At 49.7% G+C, this 18,156-nt stretch carries 13 protein-coding genes; 11 read left to right on the forward strand and 2 right to left on the reverse strand.

The window, feature by feature from the left end:
* Positions 1-29: 29 nt before the first annotated feature.
* Positions 30-1,001, reverse strand: a complete 972-nt coding sequence (locus DWZ56_RS16270; RefSeq protein ID WP_118557659.1) for an AraC family transcriptional regulator — start codon at positions 999-1,001, stop codon at positions 30-32.
* Between the two features lie 420 nt (positions 1,002-1,421).
* Here DWZ56_RS16270 and DWZ56_RS16275 point away from each other — a divergent pair, with 420 nt between their 5' ends.
* The 3 genes from DWZ56_RS16275 (at position 1,422) to DWZ56_RS16285 (ending at position 5,678) form a co-directional block, all read left to right on the forward strand.
* Positions 1,422-2,546: a hypothetical protein gene (locus DWZ56_RS16275; RefSeq protein WP_147369436.1), complete on the forward strand. Its 1,125-nt coding sequence runs from the start codon at positions 1,422-1,424 to the stop codon at positions 2,544-2,546.
* 58 nt (positions 2,547-2,604) lie between these two features.
* Positions 2,605-3,324, forward strand: coding sequence for an ATP-binding cassette domain-containing protein (locus DWZ56_RS16280; protein WP_118557661.1), 720 nt, complete (start codon positions 2,605-2,607; stop codon positions 3,322-3,324).
* Between the two features lie 80 nt (positions 3,325-3,404).
* Positions 3,405-5,678, forward strand: coding sequence for a hypothetical protein (locus DWZ56_RS16285; protein ID WP_118557662.1), 2,274 nt, complete (start codon positions 3,405-3,407; stop codon positions 5,676-5,678).
* Here DWZ56_RS16285 and DWZ56_RS16290 read toward each other — a convergent pair.
* Positions 5,673-7,100: a GntR family transcriptional regulator gene (locus DWZ56_RS16290; protein WP_118557663.1), complete on the reverse strand. Its 1,428-nt coding sequence runs from the start codon at positions 7,098-7,100 to the stop codon at positions 5,673-5,675. The two genes, DWZ56_RS16285 and DWZ56_RS16290, sit on opposite strands and share 6 nt — an antisense overlap.
* A 268-nt stretch (positions 7,101-7,368) precedes the next feature.
* Between DWZ56_RS16290 and DWZ56_RS16295 the strand changes: the two genes are divergently transcribed.
* From DWZ56_RS16295 to DWZ56_RS16330, 8 genes are all read left to right on the forward strand, one after another.
* On the forward strand, positions 7,369-8,205 hold the full coding sequence (locus DWZ56_RS16295; RefSeq protein ID WP_158584632.1) for an MBL fold metallo-hydrolase: 837 nt from the start codon (positions 7,369-7,371) through the stop codon (positions 8,203-8,205).
* Positions 8,206-8,247: 42 nt separating this feature from the next.
* On the forward strand, positions 8,248-9,870 hold the full coding sequence (locus DWZ56_RS16300) for an ABC transporter substrate-binding protein (protein WP_118557665.1): 1,623 nt from the start codon (positions 8,248-8,250) through the stop codon (positions 9,868-9,870).
* A 92-nt stretch (positions 9,871-9,962) separates the two neighbouring features.
* Positions 9,963-10,913, forward strand: a complete 951-nt coding sequence (locus DWZ56_RS16305) for an ABC transporter permease (protein ID WP_118557666.1) — start codon at positions 9,963-9,965, stop codon at positions 10,911-10,913.
* Positions 10,910-11,779: an ABC transporter permease gene (locus tag DWZ56_RS16310; protein WP_243095324.1), complete on the forward strand. Its 870-nt coding sequence runs from the start codon at positions 10,910-10,912 to the stop codon at positions 11,777-11,779. Before DWZ56_RS16305 ends, DWZ56_RS16310 begins: the two co-directional genes overlap by 4 nt.
* A 14-nt stretch (positions 11,780-11,793) precedes the next feature.
* The gene (locus tag DWZ56_RS16315) at positions 11,794-12,786 is read left to right on the forward strand and encodes an ABC transporter ATP-binding protein (protein WP_118557667.1); all 993 of its coding nucleotides are present in this window, start codon (positions 11,794-11,796) and stop codon (positions 12,784-12,786) included.
* Positions 12,783-13,724: an ABC transporter ATP-binding protein gene (locus tag DWZ56_RS16320; protein WP_118557668.1), complete on the forward strand. Its 942-nt coding sequence runs from the start codon at positions 12,783-12,785 to the stop codon at positions 13,722-13,724. The genes DWZ56_RS16315 and DWZ56_RS16320 overlap by 4 nt, the downstream gene beginning before the upstream one ends.
* 44 nt (positions 13,725-13,768) lie before the next feature.
* Positions 13,769-15,229 carry a carboxylesterase/lipase family protein gene (locus tag DWZ56_RS16325; protein WP_118557669.1) on the forward strand — a complete coding sequence of 487 codons (1,461 nt, stop codon included), beginning with the start codon at positions 13,769-13,771 and terminating at the stop codon, positions 15,227-15,229.
* Positions 15,230-15,726: 497 nt separating this feature from the next.
* Entirely contained in the window at positions 15,727-18,141 is a 2,415-nt protein-coding gene (locus DWZ56_RS16330) for a PAS domain-containing hybrid sensor histidine kinase/response regulator (RefSeq protein WP_118557670.1), read from the forward strand.
* Positions 18,142-18,156 lie beyond the last annotated feature (15 nt).

Below are 18,156 nucleotides of genomic sequence, written 5' to 3' on the forward strand. Positions count from 1 at the left end.
AATAAAAGTTCCGGATTAAGTCCGGCAGGCTATAGGAGCATATCCCAGGGAATATGCGTGAAGGTAACTCCAGCCTGCCGGATATAAACATCCAGCAGATTTTTACTGGCTGATTGCGAAAGAAAGGTCTGTGTGCTTAACAGGGAGCGCTGCATATCGGGGAGCGTCTTTTGTGCGATGCCCAATCGGTAGTCCTTAGCCGTACAGCCATAGTGTTTAAGGAATGCCTGATTCATGTATTTGACATCCGAAAAGCCGCTTTCCAGACTGACCGACAGCAGGTTATGATCCGTCACAAGCAACAGCTGTCTTGCTTTTTCACAGCGCACGGCCGACAGATATGCCTGGAATGTCTGTCCGAAATTATCATGAAAAAAGTGGGACAGGTAAGGGATGGACAGGCTCTCCTCTTCGGCAATGTCCGACAGAAGCAGCTTTTCCGTATAATGCTGATCTATAAAAGCAGTAATTCGCGCGACGCGCCGGCTCTTTTGATATTGAGCGGCGCGTTTTTCATCTGAGACATGCTCATATGGAAAATGAAGCAGGAGCTGGTACAGGAATAAATTTAAAAGCCCCATACAGCACAGTTCAAAGCCTTCCCCTCCAGAGAAATAGTGCTGTGCCATAGTGACTGCAAGTGAAAAGCAGAGCGCCTGCTTATCCTCTGTAAAGTACTGATTGCCGGAATGAAACAAAAAATCCATGTCTTTCATCTGCGGAAAATAGGAAAGACAAAATTTGGGACTCAGCTGTATGGCCAGAATCAGGGCGGAATCTCTGGAGTAAAGCTCATGTACAGCATAGGAATTGATGATATAAAAATCCCCCGTGGCTACGGTGAGGGTCTGCCTTTGCGAGGTGACGCTGATCTCTCCGTCCAGGACATAGCAGATCTCCAGATCGCTGTGGATATGAGGGCTGCGGTAAACGAGGCTCACCAGAAATATCTTCAGATTTCCTATATTTGAATGCTGTATGTGTTCGAATTCGTTGTTCATGCTGTTCTCCTGTTTTCTGTTTCAGCTATCCGCCGGCGGAAGTAACGCGGCGATTATCTCCTGATAACAGTATGACAAAAAGTCGGAAAAAAAGCAACCGCTGTTGTTCACAGTTACCGTAAAGTTCCCGCGCAAGACAGGGTGGGGGATATTCCTCATTGGGACCCGCTCTCGCTCCGTGGAGTCTTGCGCTGCTTTATTGGCAGCCGTGAATAGTAGTAAGCTTTCATGCATGTATGATTATATTTGTTGATTTTATACATATGAAATGCTATATTTATAGTAAATATAAAGACAGTAATCATATTGATATGACAATAAGCAATTAGGGTGAAAATTGAGAGTACTGATTTGATGCAGGAGAAGCATGCGGATGTGCGCACGGTTCATCGGCTGACGGTATGGAAAGGGGGAACATGTATGTATAAAAAGCGATTGCTGGTATTATTGCTGCTTGTATTTGCTCTTATTGGCTGCAAAGAGCAGAAAAACGTATCCGGGGAGCCGGCCTTAGACAGCTATGACAGAAGCTGGAAAAATGTTTATATGAACGGCGCTTTTATCATTGGATCCGATGTTGTGTATACCGGTTCTTTAACAGATCACCGCATTTATTATCTGGAAAAAGATATGAATCAATGGAGGCCGCTCTGTGCAAAGCCGGAATGCAGTCATAATACGGAAGACTGCAATGCATATCTGACTACCGCGGGCATCTATTGGGATGAGGGATATATTTATTATTATATGGGTGATGCTTTATGGAGAATGAAGCCGGACGGATCCGAGCATGAGAAAATAAAGCGGATCAGCCTGCCGGACGGAGTGAGTTCGACGTATCTTATTTATCGGGGATATATCTACTTCCAGCTGCGTGAAACTACAGACGGAGGAAAGAGCTGGAAGCAGGAGATTAAGCGTGTCCCGCTGGAAGGTAATGACACTGAGCTTACAGATGTATTCGGCAATCCGGGAGAGGATCAGGTGCAGTACACAGATCTGCGGTGCTGGGATGACCGGATAACAGCGATCGGCATTCATGGGGAGCAGCAGTCGCTGTATATGCAGGATCTGACCACCGGTAAACAGCGGATGATTGCAGAGAACTGGCCCCCGGATAAAATCGCCGGATACACAATCGACGGAGATCTGCTGCGGTATTTCGATCTGGAGGAGGGATTCTGTACCGTCGGTCTAAGTACCGGAAAGCGTGAGGTGCTTCGCAGTCCGGTTGAGAGAAAAGAAGCGGGCAGCGTTTACTATGATGAAGATTTTATCTATTTGTGCAATACAAATCCCATATTGGATAAGATGGATTTGGTGGATGAAGCCTGCCGGGGTATTTTATTCTATGACCTTGACGGAAATGAAGTGGATTTCCTCAGTATGGACGGTCTGGATATGTGGCTGCTGTATGCGTTCAGCACACCGGAAAGGGTCTACTTGTCTGATTACAGCAAGATGATGGAACTCAATACCTTTTATTATATTGATAAGGCGGAAATCGGCACAGGAAACATGCAGCTAAAGAGCCTGGATCATTGATGCAGCGCCGGAGTCTGCTGCCGTATAGCGGCAGCCTGCAGATAAAAGGAGGTTATCCGTGCGGCTGGAAGTGAAAGAACTGACAAAAATGTATGGACCAAAGGCAGGGCTTGATTCCTTCAGCGCCGTTTTTGACGAAGGAATCTATGGGATCCTGGGTCCGAACGGTGCGGGGAAGAGCACATTTATGTCACTGCTGACCGATAATATCAGGCGGGATTCCGGCTGTATACTGGTGGATGGCGTGGAATGCCTTAAGATGGGAAAGGAGTACCGCCGCCTGCTTGGGTACATGCCGCAGCAGCAGGGGCTGTATGACAGGATGACCGGCCGCATGTTCCTGCGCTATATGGCGGAGCTTAAGGGGCTGCCCCGAAAGGAGTCCCTGCCTGTGGAGGAAGAGCTGCTGGAGCGGCTCAATCTGGCGGATGCGGCGGATAAGAAGCTGGGCGGATATTCCGGAGGAATGAAGCAGCGCATCCTGCTGGCACAGGCAATGCTGGGCAATCCGAAGATACTGATACTGGATGAGCCCACATCCGGCTTAGATCCCATGGAGCGTGTGCGGCTGCGGGAACTGCTTGGCTCACTGAGAAGGGAAAAGATTATCCTATACTCCACGCATGTGATCAGTGATATAGAAGAAATCGCGGAAAAGGTGGTTCTTTTGTACAAGGGGAAAAAGATATTGGAAAGCGGCGTACAGGCGCTCCTGGAGGAAAATGACGGCATGACGCTGGAACATATCTGCGTTACATATTTTGAACAGAGCTTATGATGCCGGGCGCAAATATCTGCTGCCGGACGGCGGAAACGAAAAGAGGATTGCGCAAAGCAATTGCTTCGGGGGGATAACATTTGAATGAGATAAAAAGAGTCCTGTTTAACCGGGCACTCATTCTGTCATTCCTTCTGCTGGCAGCGGTCAATCTGTCAGTCTATGTGAAGGAGCAGAAGAGCAGCATGCCTGCCGGTTTTAAGCAGTACCGTCAGGAACAGGAAAGGCTTATGGCGCAGCTGGATCACTGTGATTTGGATACGGCGCTTCGTTATGCGGAAGAATGGCAGCAGGAACAGCAGAGCTTGTCCGCAGCGCTGTTTATCAGGGAATGGGCGGTTGAAAATGAGACTGTTTATGAAAGAACGCTGGAGGATCTGAAAAACCAGTACCCGAAACTTGAGGAGCAGATGGGTGAGCTGGAAGCTGTGGAGGAGTCCGGCGGGGATTATCCAAGCATGGCAGCAGGCATTCGGCTGCGCAGCCTGCTGTTAACGGATCTGTATGAGCAGCTGAAATATATCGGATCATATGGGGATTTCCTGGAGCAGATATCGGCAAATGCCGGAGAGCTGTCCGCATCCCGCCTGTTTTCAGACCCGGACAGCTTTGCATATAAGAATATTATCCGCACGGAGCAGGACTTTTCCGCGATGCGGGGACGGGAGCTGATGCCGGGCAATAACCGGGCGTTTCTTTCTGTAATGGCGGATCAGTGGACCCTGATTCTGCAGATCCTGTTCATGCTTGCGGCGGCAATTGCCATGACAGAAGACAGAAAGGACGGCCTGTGGCAGATCATACACGCTTCACCGAAAGGACGGTGGAATCTGGCCGCGAAGCGGGCGCTGCTGATGTTCGTTCTGGCGGGCGCGGGCACTGCGGCCCTGTATGGCGGTAAACTGCTCCTCGCATTTTATCTGTACGGCGTCGGTGACATCGGCAGACTGATACAGTCGATACCGGAATTTCAGTATTTTCCGGTACCCATGACAATCCTTCAGTTTATCGGCTGGTCGGTGCTGCTGCAGATACTGTGCGCCTTTTTATCCGGCATGTTGTTTCTGACCGTGCTCTCCGCTGTCCGGACAGTACAGATCGCGGCGGCCCTCATAGGCATTGGACTGTCTGCGGAATATATCTTATATACACAGATATCCGCGAATAATATTCTGGTATGGCTTAAGACATTGAATGTTTTTTCATTGCTGGACTGGCGGGCGGGATGCCTGAAGTATTTGAATTTCAACTGTTTTGGCCATGTCTGCTCTTTGAGAAAGACGGTCTATGTTCTTCTGACAGTATGTACTCTCATCACTCTGGCAGCCTGCTGGTGGGTATATGAGAAGCATAAAATCCGCAGAAACAAAGAGAGGTTTCACAGTCTTCGCCAGGCCCTGCGCAGAATCCCCCATCTGCCTTTCTGCGGATCGCTGTACGGCATTGAATGGTATAAAGCGCTGGTTATGAACCGGGGAATTTGGGTGTTCCTGCTGTTTGGCGCGGCCCTGTGGATGTTTTTTCCTCTGCAGAGACAGTGGCAGGACGGCAGATCCTATCGGATTTCGCAGCTGTATAAAGAATGGGAAGGGCCTTTAAGCGAAGAGAAATATGTGCGTATGCTATCCTCTTATGAAGATGCGCAGGAAAATCTGGCAGGAGAGAATGAGGGAATTGGGATGCCGGATTTTTTAAAACAGCAGGCCGACGCGGATGAGCGGCAGGCCTGGAATACCGTTCTGCTTCGCGCCGGGCAGCTCTTGTCTGAAGCGCAGGAAAGAGGAGAAGAGCTGTGTCTGATCAACCCATTTGCCTATGAACGGCTTTACGGAGCAAATCAAAAGTCTTACCGCGAAGCCAAATCGCTGCTGCAGTGCATCGCTTTGATACTGATCCTTCCTTCGCTCTTTACGGCGGACAGCCATATGAAAGCGCTGATAACCGCGGCAGCCAGAGGGCGCGGCTGCCTGCGCCGGCATAAGGCTGTGATCGCTGCAATCATCGCGGCGCTTGTATGGGCGGCAGCCAACGGGCTGGAGCTGTGGCAGGTTATGTACGGTTACGGAGGCCTGCCGCAAACCGGCGCTCCTGCCGCAAGCCTCGCGCTGTTTGCCGGATATCCGAAGGGCTGGACGGTCCGTGCAGCTCTGTGTTTGATCTATGCCGGCCGGCTGGCGGCGCTGGAGATAACGGCGGCCATTATATTGTGCATATCCGCCGCTTCCCGTCAAACGGTCCGCGCCGTGCTGGTATCGGCGCTGCTTTTGCTGCTGCCCGCTGCGCTTTATCTGCTAGGCGCGCAGGAATTCGGCAGGATCAGCCCGGTGGTCTGGGCTGCGGAAATTGGATTATAGATTGATCAGCTGATCCTTTTGAAATCCGAGCTGTAAGAGCAGCTCTCTGGTAAACTCCAATACGGTAAAAAGCAACTCTGAGAGCAGTCGGGCAAAACTCACGGCATCCATACGGTGAAGGCTTTCCAGCATCCTTTCGGCATAGGACAGATAAGCGTCAAAGCTGCCGGGCTTTTGAAAGATGAGGTGCAGCACATGTCCCCATAAAAGAAGCTGATACAGCTGCTGATATACCTCACGGACAAAGGCGGAGGCACTGTTATCGCCTATAAAGCGGAAGCATGCCTTTCCCAGCAGATACACTCTTCCGTTTTCCATAAGCTCCTTTACCTGACCGGAGAGCTTATGGAAACCGCTCTCGCCCATCGCCGTAAGCGTATGTTTGGCTGTGCTTTCAGCGGTCAGAGCGGCGATCTGAAGGGCCTGTAAGAATACAATCAGGCTCTTGCGCAGCTGGGGATGTGAGAAATCGGGAGTGGCAGTATGATCGGAAGACACTTTTGTGCCTATCCCGTTTAAGGTTTCCGTAACATGCATGCTGCTTAACAGTTCAAGAGTACGGCGCATTGTGATGGATGAGACCCCGTATTCCAGCGCCAGGGCCTGACAGGAAGGCAGAAATTCGTCCGGTCTATAGATCTGCCTGTCGATTCTGCCCATAATCTCCGCTGCCAGTGTATAGCAGACCTGCGGATGTTCCCGATAGATCTGCCATTGAAACGGGATTTGTTCCGGCAGCGGGACATTTCCATAGGCATCCTGCAGACGAAGGAAAAACTGCTGCATGACCTCTGTGCTAAACGCCTGCATTTCCGTTACGGCCTTTTCTGATTCTCCGCCTTCCGTTAGCTTTAACATGCGTTTGATATGATTGCCTGCCTGTTCATCCGTGCATTCAAAGCTGGCGGACTGATCCAGAAAGGGTATGTGCAGGTACCGGGCGACCTCCCAGAACAGATTTAACACCAGTGCATTATTGAGCGTCTGCATCGCTTCTGAATACAGGCATATAATCTGCCTGGCGGCATGTCCCTGCACCTTTTTCAGCCGTGACCGGATGCGCCGGATGGAATCTGCGTTCTGCCTGCTAAAATAAAACCGTGCGATGGGATTGAAGATAAGGCCGGAGGTTTGCCAGATATCATCCAGCCCTTTTTTACGGGAAAGATAATTATATACGGACAGCTGCACTGTCTGGCTGTCGTGCTCATAGATGACCACGGAGGCTTTTCGCTCCGTGGTTTCTATATATCCGTTTTCCCGTATCTTTTGAAGAACCGCCCGTGCGGTAAGCGCGCTGACCTGAAACTGCGTGCAGATACAGCCGACCGAAGGGAGCCGGTCGCCGTATCTGTAATATCCGGTCAGAATCCGGGAGACAAAATAATCATATATAATATCCGTCATCCTGTTATTTTGCATATCGGTTCCCCCCTCTCTTGGTATCGCAGCATCCGCGGTAATTCACAGACGAAAGTATGATAAGAGAATAGCAGAATAAATGCGAAAGGTCAATGGAAGCGTTTTTACGTTATTCTCATTTATAAATGGAAGACAATAAACGTCCGGAAATGATAGTGAACTTTGTCTAAAATGACAACAATACCGGTCTCCTGCATGTTATCTTATTGTTAGATCGATGTATTGCTGCAATTGCTGCAGCATGACATTTAGTGTGGGAGGAGGTTATATGGTTAAATTTAAAACAGTGAAACTGACGGACGTAGTAACGAGAATCATCGGCATAAACGGAGAGCAGATGTATCTGGTTGAAGGCAGAGAAAAGGCAGCGCTGATTGATACGGGGAGCGGCGCCGGTGATCTGAAAGCCTGTGTGGAAGCTCTGACGTCACATCCGATTTTGGTTTTGATCACCCACGGTCATGTTGACCACGCGATGGGAGCGCCGCAGTTTGAGGAAGTCTATATGAGCGTGCTAGACCGCGATATATACTGCGACAGCTCCGGACTGGAGGTAAGGAAAAATTATTTGTCCGAGTCGCTGCAGTTTGCCGATGTGGAAGAAAGCGACTACATACCTGTTACTGCACCGGATGGCTTTCATGATCTGATAGACGGAGACCTTTTTGATCTGGGTGGCATTACGGTCGAGGCCATAGCCTGTGCCGGCCATTCCCCCGGTTCCATGATGTTTCTGATTCAGGAAGAGCGTGCGCTGGTTACTGGGGATGCATGTGCGTACTTTACAATGCTCCAGGGAGATTCCTGCCTGGGCCTCTCCTCCTATGAAAGCAGCCTTATAGCGGCGGACGAGCGGACAAAAGGCCGGTATGACCGCGTGTATATGTCACATGGAAGGTTTGATGCGCCGGTCACTCTGATTGATGAGGTGATTGAAGTCTGTGAGCTGGTTAAGAGCGGGAAAGATGATAAAGTCGCATTCTGTTTTCACGGAACAAACGGCCTTGTTGCGAAAGCCTACGGCGATAACGGGGTGTCCGCTTATGCCAGGCTGGACGGTAAGACCGGTAATGTGATTTATAATCCTGATAAGATCTGGGAGTAGAGCTTTGTGTTTAAAAATAATTGAAAGAAGGGAAAGTTAGAGATGAAAAAGATGATCGCGTTTTTACTGACAGCTATACTGCTGATCGGCACACTGGCAGGCTGCAGCACAAAAGCCCCTGCCGCCGGAAAGGAAGAAGGTTCTCCCGAAGAATCCGGATCCGAAAATACGGGTGATGGAACGGAACATGGCTATAAAACCGTAAAGGTTGGCATCAGCGGAGTGGTAGAGACCTTGAATCCGTTAACGATATTTACCACCGGTACCTGGGCCACTCTGCCGGCTTATTATGAGCGCCTGGCGGCGTTGGATGAAGATATGAAGACATTTTCCGGACAGCTGGCCAAAGAATGGACGCGGGTGGACGATCTGACCTATGATGTCGAGATTTATGACTATATCCATGACTGGAACGGCAATCCCATTACCGCGGATGACATCATATTCTGCTACGAAAAAGCGATCGAATTAAGCTTGAGCGGCTATCTGACCAGCATTGATTCGATTGAGAAGATTGACGATTACAATATCAGATTCAACCTAAAAACCAATTATATCATGACAATTGAAAATATACTTAATGCTATTGATATTGTTTCGCAGAAGGAGTATGAAGCAAGCGCGGACCAGATGGCACACGAGTGTGTAGGAACCGGCAGATACAAAGTTGTGGAATTTGCGCCCAGCTCATCCCTGAAGCTAAAGAAAAATGAGAATTACTGGCAGACGGAAGAACTGACCCATTACCGCAGCACCGGTGAAGCGGATGAAATTGAGATCATAACAATTCTGGAAGATGCTCAAATGGCGGTGGCTCTGGAGACCGGCACGATTGATGTTGCCAAGATACCTGTGGCATCCGCAAAACGTTTTGTTGACAACCCGGATTACGATTCCTTCACAGCATCAAGCACTGCCTATTACTATCTGTCATTTAATGTCTCGCCGGACAGCATGTTCTACCAGAACAAGGCGCTCCGCCAAGCGGTCTGCTACGCGATTGATGTGGATGAGATCATAGCCGGAGCCTATGACGGCGCTGCCGGACCGATGAAATCCATCGCGCTGCCGACTCTGCCCGGCTATGTGGATAAATGGCAGGAAGAGGATTATTATAGCGCAGATGTGGAAAAAGCACAGGAACTGCTGGCTGATGCCGGTTATAAGCCCGGTGATCTGACTATCCGGCTGCTGATTCTTCAGAATGATGTTAACAAAGCATGGGCCACGATTATCCAGGCACAGCTGGCCAAGATCGGTATCAATGTTGAGATTGATGCTAAGGACAGCGCACTGTGGTTTTCACAGGGACAGAGCGGCGATTATGACATTGTAGGCTGGAATATTACATTGCCGCATATGGCTCTGAATTTTGCCTATGGCGTAGGCAGCACAAATTTCTATACTCCGGAGACTCAGCCTGCATACACGGAAGTGCTGGAAGACAACGAGCTTCAGAAGCTTCTTGACGCCTGTCTCGATCCGGCGCTCTGCAGCGATGAAACAATGGATGGCGCGCATCAGCGCATTAAGGAGCAGGCATACGTCTATGCGCTGGCTTACCCGCAGCAATACTCCTTTGCCCGAAAGGAACTTCATCTGGAGGAACCCGGTTATGCCACAAACTATATACTGGTTCCCAATACATTTAAGTATGCGGATTAAGAACTGACAGACAATGAGCAGGCGCAGGGACCGTCGTGGTTTCGGCCGTCCCTGTCCTGCTTCTTCAAACAATAAACGGAGCAGGTGATTAAGTGTTAAGATATACGATTAAACGACTTTTGTGGATGATTCCCATTGTGTTGGGTGTCAGTCTGATAGTTTTTACCATTCTGTATTTTATGCCGGGTGATCCGGTTACTATGATTGCCGGAGCCTCTGCCACAGATACGGAGAGAGAGGCTCTGCGGGCATCCCTCGGGCTGGATAAATCATATTTGGGCCAGCTGGGTACTTTTTTGGGAGATACATTCCTGCATTTTGATCTGGGAAATTCATACATAACAAAGCTGGATGTCGCAGCCGAACTGATCTACAGGCTTCCCAGAACGCTGCTGCTTACGGTGATGTGCACCGTTTTATCCCTGGTAATCGGTGTGCCCATCGGTATTACTGCAGCCACGCATCAGAATGGATTTGTAGATCATTTGGTGATGTTCGGTGCGCTTCTGGGTGTTTCAATCCCAAGCTTCTGGCTGTCACTGCTGCTTGTGCTGCTGTTTTCGGTGAAGCTGGACTGGCTGCCGGCCATGGGAATCGGAAGTATACGGCACTATATACTTCCGGCCATTGCCGGATCACTGGGCGGCATCGCGATGCAGGCAAGACAGACGCGTTCCAGTATGCTTGAGATCATCCGGTCTGATTTTATCACCACGGCGAGGGCCAAAGGTGTCAAGGAAAATATGGTTATTTATAAACATGCTCTGCGTAACGCGTTGATTCCGATTGTAACTCTTACCGGCACGCAGTTTGGTGTCATGCTGGGCGGCACAATGATACTGGAAACCATTTTCGGCATTCCGGGTGTCGGAACTTATATCATCACCAACGGGATCGGCGGACGGGATCTTCCGATTATCCGTGGCGGCGCGGTATTTCTGGCGATCGCCTTCAGCTTCTGCATGCTGTTAGTGGATCTGGTCTATGCTGCAGTGGACCCCAGAATAAAGGCGCAGTTTGTCACCAGGAGGGCGAAGAAATGAGCGTTAAAAAGAGTGTTAAAAGAAAAGACGGCTCATTCAGGCGCGTGATGCGCCAGCTGTTGAAAAATAAAGCCGCTACGGCCGGCATCATCATATTTATTGCGGAAATCATTTTGGCGGTTCTGGCGCCGCTGGTAGCCCCTTACGATCCCAATGAGATGGATATCATTCATAAGCTGCAGGGACCGTCAATACAGCATTTGATGGGCACGGATGACCTGGGCCGCGATCTTTTCTCGCGCGTGCTTTACGGAGCGCGTTATTCCCTGGGTATGGGAATCTGCGCCACAGCCCTCGGCTCTCTGGCCGGCATGATTATCGGTTCGGTCTGTGGATATTTTGGAGGAAAGGTCGACTATCTGGTTATGCGTTTCCTGGATATCGTCCAGGCGATTCCCGGCACGCTGCTCGTCATCGTGGTAGCGGCGGTACTGGGCACCGGATTTATTGAAACCGTCGTAGCGCTTTCTATCAGCGGCATCGCCGGCGCGGCCAGACTGCTTAGGGCGTCTATGCTGAATGTGCGCCAGCTGGAATACATAGAGGCTTCCCATTCCATCAATTGCAGCAAGATGAGAATTATACTGCACCATTTGCTGCCCAATTCATTCTCCCCAATGATTGTTTCCATGACCATGGGCATTGCCAGCACGATCGTTGCCGCGGCGGCATTAAGCTTTGTGGGACTTGGTGTTCAGCCTCCCACGCCTGAGTGGGGATCGATCTTAAACACAGGCAGAAACTTCATGCGTGAGCATGCTTACTATATGCTGGCGCCCGGCCTCGCCATCATGGTAACGGTGCTGTCGCTGAATATGTTCGGTGACGGTTTGCGGGATGCGCTCGATCCCAAGCTCAAAAACTGACGGAGGATGATTGTATGGAAAACCCAAAAAGCTTTTTCGAAATAAACGATCTGGTGGTAGAATATTATGCGGATGGTGAAGTTGTTCATGCGGTCAACGGGGTGTCCTTAAGACTGCGGCCCGGTCAGAGCCTCGGCCTTGTCGGTGAGACCGGAGCCGGTAAAACAACGATTGCAAAATCTGTACTGCGTATTCTGCCGGATCGCGGTGCACGGATCTGCAGCGGCGGTATTAAGCTGAACGGTACGGATCTGCTGTCTCTTAGTGAACATGATATGAGAAAGATCCGCGGCAATGATATTGCAATGATCTTTCAGGACCCTATGACGGCGTTGAATCCTGTCCAGCGGGTGGGCGACCAGATCGCCGAGGTGGTGAAGATCCATTCCGAATGCAGCAGTTTAGAGGCTGAGGAGAAGGCGAAGGAAATGCTGGAGATGGTCGGAATTCCGGCGGACAGATACAAAGAGTATCCGCATCAGTTTTCGGGAGGCATGAAACAGCGGGTAGTGATCGCGATTGCGCTGGCCTGCAATCCACATCTGCTGCTGGCGGATGAACCTACGACTGCTCTGGATGTGACCATTCAGGCGCAGGTGCTGGATATGATCGAGGATCTGAAGAGAAAATATAATACAGCGATGATTATGATTACCCATGATCTTGGGATCGTGGCCACCGTATGCGATGAAGTCGCAATCATTTATGCCGGTGAGATCGTGGAATACGGTACGAAGGAGGAAATCTTTGAACATCCGTCGCACCCCTATACGGTCGGTCTGTTTGACGCCATTCCCAATATGAATGAGGATGAAGAATGGCTGCATCCCATCGAAGGCATGCCACCGGATCCGACGAATCTGCCGGCAGGCTGTGCGTTTGGACCGCGCTGCCCGCGCGCCACAGCAGAATGCAGAGAAAAAAAGATCGGCCTTAACAGGACGGAGGACGGCCATGTATGCCGGTGCATTCATATTAATAAGACAGCACAGGGGGGAGAGGTATGACTCCGATTATCGAAATTAAAAATCTGAAAAAATATTTTGCCACCCCGCGTGGGATGCTGCATGCGGTGGACGATGTAACGCTCTCCATTCAGAAAGGGAAGACTCTTGGCGTGGTGGGGGAATCAGGCTGCGGCAAGTCCACTTTGGGAAGGACGATCATTCATCTCTTGGAGAGCACCGGAGGGCAGATCCTGTTTAATGGCGGGGATATCACGAAGCTGAATAACAAAGAACTGCGCAGAGTGCGTGAAAGCATGCAGATCATCTTCCAGGATCCGTATTCCTCCCTGGATCCCAGAAAAACAGTGGAAGAGACAATTCGGGAACCGCTGGTCGTTTCAAAAAAATATAAAAAGCAGCAGATCGATGAGCAGATTGAACAGCTGATGGCGCTGGTCGGCATTGATGCCAGGCTGCGAAACTCATTTCCCCATGAGCTGGACGGGGGGAGAAGACAGAGAGTCGGAATAGCAAGGGCGCTTGCTATCAACCCGCAGTTTATTGTCTGTGACGAACCCGTATCAGCGCTGGATGTCTCGATACAGGCCCAGGTGCTAAATCTGCTGAAGGAACTGCAGATGAAGCGAAATCTGACATATATGTTTGTCACACATGACCTCTCCGTTGTGCGGCATATTTCTGATGATATATGCGTGATGTATCTGGGGCAGGTCGTGGAACTTTCCCCGGCAAAAGAGCTTTTTAAAAACCCGGTACATCCCTATACCAAAGCGCTGCTTTCTGCAATCCCATCCGTGGATATCCATAATAAAATGAAACGTGAGATATTAAAGGGCGAAATCACATCGCCCATAGATCCCAAGCCGGGCTGCCGTTTTGCCGCAAGATGCAGATATGCGACAGAAGCCTGCAGCAACCGCCAGGAGCTAAAGGAAATAAGCCCTGGACATTTCGTATCCTGCTGCTTGGTGAAATAAGCCGGTGTACGGGCTGCAATTGACAGTTAAAGGAGGAGGAAACAATGCTGATTAAGGTGAAAAACGGGCTGCTGCGCGGCGAAGAGCGGGAAGGTATAGCGGCGTTTAAAGGTATCCCCTATGCAAAGGCTCCAATTGGTGAGCTGCGCTTTAAAGCACCGCAGCCTGCAAAAAGCTGGTATGGTGTCAGAGATGCAACGGAGTTTGGGCCTGCGTCCGTTCAGCCGCAGATGCCGGCCGGCGGTTTTAAAGCTATTGAGGAACCGATTAGCGAGGACTGTCTCTATCTCAACGTGTGGTGTCCGCAGTACGCCATCAGGGAGGGGCAGAGCCTGCCGGTGATGGTGGTGATTCATGGCGGCGGATTTCAGGCATTTTCAGGAGCTTATGATATTCTCCAGGGATGGGAACTGGCGAAGAAGGACATTGTTGTGGTGACGATCAACTACCGTCTGGGCGCTATGGGATTTTTGGCACATCCTGAACTTAGTGCGGAGGATCCTCATCACGTATCCGGCAATTATGCAATACTGGATCAGATCGCCGCGCTGCGATGGGTAAGGGACAATATTGCCGCTTTTGGAGGTGATCCGGAAAAGGTGACGGTTTCAGGAGAATCCGCCGGAGCCTTCTCTGTAAGCGTTCTGTGCATGTCACCGCTGGCCCGGGGGCTTTTTTGCAGAGCGACCGCTCAGAGCGGAGGATTTTTTGATAAACGGACTGTCATGTATCAGACTGTGACCTTAAAAGAGGCCGAAAAATTTGGAAAAGAACTCTTTCAGGGGAAGAGCCTTGCAGAACTGCGGCAGATGCCGGCACAGGAACTGCTGGCATTGACTGCTTCTTCTGCCATGCAGCGGATGATACCTGTCCGGGACGGTTACATATTCCCGGAGGATCCTTATGAGGTGTATAAAGGGAAGAACTTCAGCGATGTTCCCCTCCTGATTGGCAGTAACTGTGACGATGGGGTACAGTTTACTTCATGTTCCGGCAAAGCCGCTGAGCTTACGGCGGCCGCAGCGGGCTTGACAGGTCCGGACAGGATTCAGGAATTTTGCCGTATATATCCTGTCGGGAACAGTGAGGAGACGGTGCGCTCCCAGATACAGTTTACAAGCGATTCCGGATTTGGCCACAACATGTATGTATGGGCTCATCTCCAGGAAAAGTACGGAAAATCTCAAGTGTATCTGTACTATTACTGCCATGTGCCTCCGGAAACCGATCTGGGTGCGTATCATTCCAGCGAACTGCCTTATTTGTTCCGAAATCTGAAATACAGGCAGAAGGCGTGGACAGAAAAAGACTATGAACTGCAGGATATATATTCAGAATATCTGCTGAACTTTGTGAAGTACGGTGATCCCAATGGAAAGCACGTTCCGGAATGGAAACCGTTCAGCACGGATACGGAACAGATCATGGTGCTGGATGATGCGCCCCATATGGCGAAAAACCCGACGCTTGCAGCAATGCGTTTCTGGGATGCGGTTTTTGAGTAGAAAAGGGACCTGTGAAATTTCACAGGTCCCTTTATAAACATTTATGAATTCACCCGGATCAGATGTCCGTCGTTTGTATCCCTTGCGAGACTCGTTTTCCGGAATGATGGCGATCAGTCCCCTTTTCCACCAGTATTGAAATGCAGCATCGCTTCCTTCATCTGGATTTTCTGCCATGCATTCCTGATACCTGCAAATAGTGCGAAAGGTATTGCTTTTTTCATAGGCTTCTGCATCAAATTCAGAATTTGCCATCATTTTGATAATTTTCAAGGCATATGCTGCACTGTTATCCATAAAACCACTCCTTCATAATTTAATTTGCTGTAGCCGGTTAGGTTTATTGTAGCAGATGTGTCTGCGACTTGGTTATCAAATCTGATAAAATTCCCTGTCATTTACGGACAGTAAACAGACTTATTCCGCATTGCATTCTCTATTAATATCTGTTACAATAAACTGATAATAAAATGATCAAGGTGATGGGGGGAACATAAATGGCGGATCAGACTGAAATGAATGCTATGAAGCCGCTGACAGGTACTTCAGCTGCGGATTACGAATACAACACCCTGATGCGGCTATTAGGCGTAAGCGTGAGCAAGCATCTGCTGGATGAACATTTTACTGTGGTGTGGGCCAATGATTTTTACTATCAGCTCATCGGCTGGCCGAAGGAAGAATATGAAGAGATGTTTCATAACCGCCCGGATCTGTATTACAAAGAAGATCAGGAGGAGTGGAGACAGCTTACCGAGACGGTAACGGATGCGGTTGCAAAAAAAAAGAGCGGTTATAAAATGATTTCACGGATCCGGCGTAAAAACGGAGAATTTATCTGGGTACAGTTTTCCACGCAGTTTGCAGAAGAGTATATAGACGGATATCAGGTTGCTTATACGGTGTTTACTAATATTGATGATCTGATGCGGATGCAAAGAGAACAGTCTGTGACCTATGAAAGTCTGCCAGGATTTGTGGCTAAATACCGGATTGATCGGGACCTCAATATGGTGCTGCTGGAATCTAACGCCCGATTCCTGGATTATTTCGGGGGAGAGCCGGTGCGCGGAGAGAATCCGCTTTATAAAAAGAATATAAAGGATAACTGGGATGTTATAAGCGATCAGAAAGAAATGATGCTGGCCGGGGAGCCTCTTCATTTTGTCATGCGGGTACAGAGTCGGCAGGACAAAATTATGTGGCTGCAGGTGAACGCTACCTGCGTGGAGTGGCAGAATAAATGTCCTGTATATCTGGCGATTTTTATCGATATCACCGATGTTACGGAATTGCGTGAGATACAGAAAAAATTGAAAAAAGCTTTGGCTGCCGAAGAGCACGCAAATAAGGCGAAATCTGATTTTCTATCCAGAATGAGCCATGATATCCGCACTCCAATGAACGCGATTTTGGAGATGACCACTATTGCAGGCGCACATATAGACGATCCGGAACGGGTTGCCGACTGCCTTGGGAAGATTACGGTTTCCTCTAAGCTGCTTTTGAGCCTGATCAATGAAGTTCTGGATATGTCCAAGATCGAGAGCGGCCGCATTGTGCTGTCGGAGGAAGAGGTGAATCTGGCAGAGCTGGTGCATGGTGTGGTCACTATGGTGCAGCCTCAGATCCACAGTAAGAATCTTGTTTTTAAAACTTATATCAGTGACCTCATTCATGAGACGGTGGTCAGCGATATGCAGCGCCTGCAGCAGCTGCTTATGAATCTGTTGACCAACGCTGTCAAGTATACCCATGAGGAGGGGAGTGTACTGCTGGAAATCAGCGAGAACATCAGTGAACGTCCCGGTATGGCACATTATAAGTTTATTGTATCGGATACAGGCATTGGCATGAGGCCGGACTTTTTGGACCGTATCTTTCAGCCCTTCGAGAGGGCGGATGATGAGGAAATACAGTCGGTGCAGGGAACCGGATTGGGTCTGTCCATCTGTAAAAGTATCACGGAGCTGATGAATGGGACTCTGGAAGTGGAAAGTGAGTACGGGAAAGGAAGCCGGTTTACGGCAACCGTATATCTGAAGGTGCATGAGGATGTGCCGGATGACAGCAAATTGGCCGGACTGTCGGTGCTGGTGGTGGATGATGATGAGGTTATCTGCCGCAATACCTGTGACCGTCTGGAAAGCCTGGGCATACATACGGAATGGGTGACGGACGGAGCGGCAGCGGTTAAAATGGTGACGGATTCCCATGAGTCTGGACAGGATTATTTTGCTGTTATTATTGACTACAAAATGCCCAAAATGGACGGTATCACAGTGACACGTCTGATCCGTGACCGAATGGGCGATTCGCTTCCAATCATTATGATTTCGGCATATGATCTTTCAGAACACATCGATGCAGCCAAGCAGGCGGGTGCCAATGGATTTATCACAAAGCCTCTGTTCCGTTCCCGCCTGATATATAAGCTGAAGCAGTTTGTCGAAGGTGCTGTTAAGGAGGAACGCAGGTTCCCGTTCCTGGCAGACTGCTGCTATGAGGGCAGGCGGATTCTCCTGGTGGAGGACAATGAGCTGAATCAGGAGATTGCGGTAGAGATTCTTAGGGACATGGGCATTCACGTGGAAACAGCGGATAACGGAAAAGCAGCTCTGGATATGGTGACAGGTTCTGAAATCGGTTATTATGATTTGGTTTTTATGGATATGCAGATGCCGGTTATGGACGGATGTACGGCGGCAAGAAAAATACGCGCCTTAAAGAGGCGCGATGTGGGAACGCTGCCAATCATCGCTATGACCGCCAATGCTTTCGAGGATGACCGGAAGAAAACAAAAGACGCGGGGATGAACGGGCATCTGGAAAAACCGCTGGATATGGAGCGGCTGCAGCAGGTACTGGAAAAATGGCTGGGGACGGAATCAGCAGGGAGTTTACAGTCCTAAGATGCGGTAGAAACA

The sequence above is a fragment of the Lachnotalea sp. AF33-28 genome (assembly GCF_003477885.1).
Classification (GTDB): Bacteria; Bacillota; Clostridia; order Lachnospirales; family Lachnospiraceae; genus AF33-28.

Bases quoted from the DNA above. Each gene is read 5' to 3' on its own strand.
- DWZ56_RS16270 (WP_118557659.1), bottom strand. From the start codon at position 1,001: ATGAACAACGAATTCGAACACATACAGCATTCAAATATAGGAAATCTG.
- DWZ56_RS16275 (WP_147369436.1), top strand. From the start codon at position 1,422: ATGTATAAAAAGCGATTGCTGGTATTATTGCTGCTTGTATTTGCTCTT.
- DWZ56_RS16290 (WP_118557663.1), bottom strand. From the start codon at position 7,100: ATGCAAAATAACAGGATGACGGATATTATATATGATTATTTTGTCTCC.
- DWZ56_RS16295 (WP_158584632.1), top strand. From the start codon at position 7,369: ATGGTTAAATTTAAAACAGTGAAACTGACGGACGTAGTAACGAGAATC.
- DWZ56_RS16300 (WP_118557665.1), top strand. From the start codon at position 8,248: ATGAAAAAGATGATCGCGTTTTTACTGACAGCTATACTGCTGATCGGC.
- DWZ56_RS16310 (WP_243095324.1), top strand. From the start codon at position 10,910: ATGAGCGTTAAAAAGAGTGTTAAAAGAAAAGACGGCTCATTCAGGCGC.
- DWZ56_RS16315 (WP_118557667.1), top strand. From the start codon at position 11,794: ATGGAAAACCCAAAAAGCTTTTTCGAAATAAACGATCTGGTGGTAGAA.
- DWZ56_RS16320 (WP_118557668.1), top strand. From the start codon at position 12,783: ATGACTCCGATTATCGAAATTAAAAATCTGAAAAAATATTTTGCCACC.
- DWZ56_RS16325 (WP_118557669.1), top strand. From the start codon at position 13,769: ATGCTGATTAAGGTGAAAAACGGGCTGCTGCGCGGCGAAGAGCGGGAA.
- DWZ56_RS16330 (WP_118557670.1), top strand. From the start codon at position 15,727: ATGGCGGATCAGACTGAAATGAATGCTATGAAGCCGCTGACAGGTACT.